At 68.0% G+C, this 6,001-nt stretch carries 4 protein-coding genes; 2 read left to right on the forward strand and 2 right to left on the reverse strand.

The window, feature by feature from the left end; genetic code table 11:
- Positions 1-1,019: MFS transporter (locus FNH05_RS29850; protein ID WP_144592193.1), on the reverse strand; the 1,019-nt coding region annotated here is incomplete at its 3' end.
- A 134-nt stretch (positions 1,020-1,153) separates the two neighbouring features.
- Positions 1,154-4,729 (reverse strand): DNA polymerase III subunit alpha, encoded by a 3,576-nt coding sequence (gene dnaE / locus FNH05_RS29855; RefSeq protein WP_144592190.1) that lies wholly within the window; start codon positions 4,727-4,729, stop codon positions 1,154-1,156.
- A gap of 132 nt (positions 4,730-4,861) precedes the next feature.
- Between dnaE and FNH05_RS29860 the strand changes: the two genes are divergently transcribed.
- Positions 4,862-5,434 (forward strand): TetR/AcrR family transcriptional regulator, encoded by a 573-nt coding sequence (locus FNH05_RS29860; RefSeq protein ID WP_144592191.1) that lies wholly within the window; start codon positions 4,862-4,864, stop codon positions 5,432-5,434.
- Positions 5,435-5,509: 75 nt separating this feature from the next.
- On the forward strand, positions 5,510-6,001 hold a 492-nt coding region (locus tag FNH05_RS29865), incomplete at its 3' end, for an SDR family NAD(P)-dependent oxidoreductase (RefSeq protein WP_144592192.1).

Below are 6,001 nucleotides of genomic sequence, written 5' to 3' on the forward strand. Positions count from 1 at the left end.
AGCCGGATGAGCGCCACGATCACGCCCAGCCCGAAGATCACCAGCCCCAGCCCGGTCACCGTCAGTTTCCGGCCGAGGCGGCCGACGAGCCGCCCCGCGAGCGCCGCGGACACCGCCGAACCGATCGCGAACGGGGTCACGGCCAGCCCCGACTGCAACGGTGAGTAACCGAGCCCCTGCTGGAAGAAGATCGCGAACGCCAGCCAGATCCCGGCGAACCCGCAGAAGTAGGTGGCCCCCAGTGCGGTGCCCGAGGCGTAACCCGGGGTCGAGGTGAACAAGCGGACGTCCATCAGCGGCGCCCGGCCCCGGCGGACCGTGTGCCGCTCCCACCACACGAAGACGCCGCCGAGCGCGAAGGCGACCGGGAACAGCCACCACAACCGCCGCACCCCGTCCTGCTCCGACTCCACCAGCGGCAGCAGGACGGCCAGCACCGCGAGCCCGAGCAGCACCGTGCCGAGAAAGTCGATCTCCGACCGGAGGTGGGCGCGACGGCCCGCTCCGGCCGGCACCAGCCGCATCGCCAGCAGGAAGGTGACCACCCCGATCGGCACGTTGACGTAGAACACCCAGCGCCAGCCTTCGGCCTCGCCGAACACGGCCAGGATCAGCCCGCCCAGCACCGGCCCGACCGCGGTGGAAATGCCCACCACGGCACCGAACACGCCGAACGCACGGCCTCGTTCGGCACCGCGGAACAGGTCCTGGATGAGCCCGGAGTTCTGCGGGGTCAGCAATCCGCCCGCCGCGCCCTGCAGCAGCCGTGCGCACACCAGCAGCGTCGCGTCCGGCGCGGCGCCCGCCAGCGCGCTGGTGACCACGAACGCGGCGAGCGCGATGAGGAACATCTTGCGCCGCCCGAGTGCGTCACCCAGCCGTCCGCCTGCCACCAGCACCAGCCCGAAGGTCAGCGCGTAGCCGGAAACCACCCATTGCGCGGCTCCGGCGTCGGCGCCGATACCACGCTGGATCGAAGGCAGCGCGACGTTGACGATGCTGACGTCGAGCAGGCTCATGAAACCGGCGGCCAGCGTGACCGCCAGCGCCTTCCACCGCCCGGGATCCTCTTCGCCACGGGATCGGCCCGGGGACTCGCCTTGGAACGCTGTCACCACTCCATGGTGACTCGCTTAGCGTCCGCAAGCATTGCTCAGGTGCCCGCGGTGATTCCCGGAATCCCCTTCAGCTCGCCCATCAGCATCGAAGTCACCTTGACCGGGTAGTCGTAGAGCGCGAACACGGTTTCCCGCCGCTTGCCGATCAGCTTCAACCGGACCGGGGTGTCCCCGCGGTGCGCGAGCAGGGTCTGCTTGAGCTCGCCGACCACGCTCTTGTCGAGCTTCTCGGCCGTGCAGTGCAGGACCAGCGGCGGTTCTTCGTCACCGTTGCCCGCTTCGGACAGGTCGAGGGGCACCAGTCCGCCGCCGAAGACGGACATCTTGTCCTCACGCCAGTTGACCCTGCCCTTCACCAGTACGGCGTTGTCCTCGACGAGGTCCGTGGAGAACATCGCGTAGGACTTGGGGAAGAACAGCACCTCCAGCGCGGCGTCCATGTCCTCCACCGTGCAGATGGCCCACGGCTCGCCCTTCTTGTTCACCCGCCGTTCCAGCGCGGTGATCAGACCGGAGACGATCAGTTCGCCTTCCTTGGGCGGGTTGTCGAGAATCGCGGCGATGGGGCGGGGAGCGTGTTTGCGCAGGATCCGTTCGGCGCCGTCGAGCGGATGGGCCGACACGTAGAGGCCCAGCATTTCCCGCTCGTAGGACAGCAGCTGCTTGCGGGGCCATTCCTCGTCGTTGAACTTCAGGTGCGCCAGCGGGGATGAGGACGGCGCGGACGCGGCATCGCCCTCTTCGTCGCCCGCCGAGCCGAACAGGTCGAACTGGCCCATCGCCTCCTGGCGCTTGAGCGGCACCACCGCTTCGACCGCGTCCTCGTGGACCCCGATCATGGACAGCCGGGTGTTACCGAGCGAGTCGAAGGCGCCCGCCTTGATCAGCGATTCGATGACCCGCTTGTTGCAGACGACGAGTTCGGACTTGTCGAGGAAATCGGTGAAGGAGGAGTACTTGCCCTTCTCCCCCCGCGTCTTGATGATCGACTCGACCACGTTGGCACCGACGTTGCGCACCGCGCCGAGGCCGAAGCGGATGGCGTCGCCGACGGCGGCGAAGCGCTGGCCGGACTCGTTGACGTCCGGCGGCAGCACCTTGATGCCGAGCCTGCGGCATTCGGACAGGTAGACCGCGGACTTGTCCTTGTTGTCACCGACCGAGGTGAGCAGGGCCGCCATGTACTCGGCGGGGTAGTTCGCCTTGAGGTAGGCCGTCCAGTACGAGACCAGGCCGTAGGCGGCCGCGTGGCTCTTGTTGAACGCGTACCCGGCGAACGGGAGGATCGTGTCCCACAGGGCCTTGATCGCCTCGTCGGAGAAGCCGTTGGCCCGCATCCCGGCATGGAAGCCCTCGAACTCCTTGTCGAGGACCTCCTTCTTCTTCTTGCCCATCGCCCGGCGCAGCACGTCCGCTCGGCCCATGGTGTAGCCGGCGACCTTCTGGGCGATGTGCATGATCTGTTCCTGATAGACGATCAGGCCGTAGGTGTCGGCCAGGATCTCCTTCAGGGGTTCTTCCAGTTCCGGGTGGATCGGCTTGACCTGCTGCCGCGCGTTCTTGCGGTCGGCGTAGTCGTTGTGGGCGTTCATGCCCATCGGGCCGGGGCGGTACAGCGCGCCGACCGCGACGATGTCGTCGAACAGGGTCGGCTGCATGCGGCGCAGCAGGTCGCGCATCGGCCCGCCGTCCAGCTGGAACACGCCGAGCGTGTCACCGCGGCTGAGCAGCTTGTAGGTCTCGGGGTCGTCGACGCCGAGGGTGTCGAGATCGACCTCCTCGCCCCGGTTCGACTTGATGTTGTCGATCGCGTCGCCGATGACGGTGAGGTTGCGCAGGCCGAGGAAGTCCATCTTCAACAGGCCGATGGCCTCGCACGACGGGTAGTCCCAGCCGGTGATGATCGAGCCGTCGTCGCGCATCCACAGCGGGATCGCGTCCATCAGCGGCTCGCTGGACATGATCACCGCACAGGCGTGCACACCGGCGTTGCGGATCAGCCCTTCGAGCCCGCGCGCCGTCTCGAAGATCGTCTTGACCTCTTCGTCGGTCTCGACCAGCGTGCGCACCTCGGCGGCTTCGCCGTAGCGCTCGTGCTGCGGGTCGACGATGCCGGACAGCGGGATGTCCTTGGCCATGATCGGCGGCGGCAGCGCCTTGGAGATCTTGTCGGCGATGGCGTAACCGGGCTGGCCGAAGTGGACCCGCGCGGAGTCCTTGATCGCGGCCTTGGTCTTGATGGTGCCGAAGGTGATCACCTGGGCGACGCGGTCGGCGCCGTACTTCTCGGTGGCGTAGCGCACCATCTCGCCGCGCCTGCGGTCGTCGAAGTCGATGTCGATGTCGGGCATCGACACACGCTCGGGGTTGAGGAACCGCTCGAACAGCAGCTTCTGCGGGATCGGGTCCAGGTTGGTGATGCCGAGCACGTAGGCCACCAGCGAACCGGCGGCCGAACCACGCCCGGGCCCCACCCGGATGCCCACGCTGCGCGCGTGGTTGATCAGGTCGGCGACGACGAGGAAGTAGGCGGGAAACCCCTTCCCGATGATGACTTCGAGTTCCTTCTCGATGCGCTCGTCGTAGCCCTCGGGCGCGCCCTGCGGGAACCGCCACTTCATGCCGCGGGCGACCTCGGCCCGCAGCCAGCTGGCTTCGTCGTGCCCCTCGGGGACCTGGAAGACCGGCATCCGGTCCTTGTGGGTGTAGACGTCGTCGTAGGGCTGCACCCGCTCGGCGATCAGCAGCGTCGAATCCGCGGCGCCGGGGACTTCGAGGTCCCAGTAGGCGCGCATCTCCTGCGCGGACTTGAGGTAGTAGCCGTCGCCGTCGAACTTGAACCGGTTTGGGTCGTTGAGCGTCTTGCCCGACTGCACGCACAGCAGCGCCGCGTGCGAATCGGCCTGCCCCTGCGTGACGTAGTGGGAATCGTTGGTGGCCAACGGTTTCAGGCTCAGCTGACGGCCGATTTCGAGCAGCCCCTCGCGGACCGAGCGCTCGATCGGCAGCCCGTGGTCCATCAGCTCGAGGAAGAAGTTGTCCGCGCCGAAGATGTCCTTGTAGTCGGAGGCGGCCTGCAGCGCCTCGGCCTTCTGCCCCAGCCGCAACCGGGTCTGCACCTCGCCGGAGGGGCAGCCGGTGGTGGCGATGATGCCCTCGTGGAGCTCCGAGACCAGCTCGCGGTCCATGCGGGGCTTGCGGTAGTAGCCCTGGGTACTGGCCAGGGAGGAAAGCCTGAACAGGTTGCGCAGCCCGGTGGCGTTTTCGGCGAGCATCGTCATGTGGGTGTAGGCGCCGCCACCGGAGACGTCGCCGCCCTCGCCGAACTCGTCGGCGCCGCGCTGGTTGGTCTGCCCCCAGAACACCGGCTTCTTGTGGAACCGGCTTTCCGGCGCGAGGTAGGCCTCGATGCCGATGATCGGCTTCAGCCCGGCCTTCTTCGCCTGCTGGTAGAACTCGTCCGCGCCGTACATGTTGCCGTGGTCGGTCATCCCCACCGCGGGCATCTCCAGCCGCTTCGCCTCGGCGAACAGCGGGGCGATCTTCGCCGCACCGTCGAGCATCGAGTACTCGGTGTGCACATGCAGGTGGACGAAGGAATCGTTCGACACCAGCGAAAACCTCCCCTGAGCGGTACCTACCGGCTGAGGAGCCAGCCTAGCTCCCCGCGCTCGCGGTGCCGCGCAGGCGTGCCGCACCGGCTTTATTTGACCTCTAGTTACAGAATCGGCTAGGGTTCGGGCATGGCACGCGGCAAGTCCTTCGACCCCGACCAAGCCGTCGCCGGCGCGATGGAGGTGTTCTGGGCCCACGGCTACGCGGGCACCACCCCCCAGCAGCTGGTCGATGCGCTCGGCATCGGGCGGGGCAGTCTGTACAACGCGTTCCACAGCAAGCACGAGCTGTTCGAACTCGCGCTGCGCCGGTACCACGAGCAGGTCACCGTCCGCCTGATCGAGCTGCTGGACGGGCGGGGCCCGGCGCGCGAGCGGCTGCGCGCGGCACTCGATCTCGTCGTCACGGCGGCGGGGGAAGATCGCCGCGGCTGCCTGATGACCAATGCGGCCATCGAATTCGGCGAGCACGACGAGGTGGTCAATCACCTGGTGCGGCGGACCTTCGAGCGCCAGGAGGCGGCGTTCCGCGGCGCGATCGAAGAGGGTCAGCGGTCCGGCGAGATCGACGCGGACGCCGACGCGGGCGCACTCGCCGCGTTCTTCCTGACCACGATCAACGGCATCCGCGTGCTGGCCAGGGCCGATCCCGATCCGCGGCGGCTCGCCGCGCTCACCGAAACGGCACTGCGCGCACTGTAACCACACCCTCCGCGAACCGGAGTCCGCCGTTCGCGTGCCCTGATTTTGTAACTGTAGTTCAAGAAAGGACCAGAAGTGGATCTTCAGCTGACCGGCAGGACCGCCGTGGTGACCGGCGCGAGCAAGGGCATCGGACTGGCCGTCGCACGGGCTCTGGCGGCGGAGGGGGCCACCGTGTTCGCGGCCGCCCGCGGCACCTGCCCGGTACCGGGTGTGACGTCGGTGCCGGTCGACCTCACCGGTCCCGGCGCGGGCGCCCTGCTGGCCGGGCAGGTGGGCGACGCCGACATCCTGGTCAACAACTTCGGCGGAGTGCCCGGCGGCAGCATGGCGGCAGGCGGTTTCCTCGACCTCACCGACGACGACTGGCAGCGCACCTACGAGATGAACCTGTTCAGCACCGTCCGGATCACCCGCGCGCTGCTGCCCGGCCTGCTGCGGCGCCGCGGAGTCGTCATCAACATCTCCTCGATCGGCGCCAGGGCCGCGTTCAAACCGGTCGACTACGGCACCGCCAAGGCCGCCCTCAACAACCTCACCAAGGCGCTGGCCGAGGAGTTCGGCGAC

The sequence above is a fragment of the Amycolatopsis rhizosphaerae genome (assembly GCF_007713715.1).
Taxonomy (GTDB): Bacteria; Actinomycetota; Actinomycetes; order Mycobacteriales; family Pseudonocardiaceae; genus Amycolatopsis_E; species Amycolatopsis_E rhizosphaerae.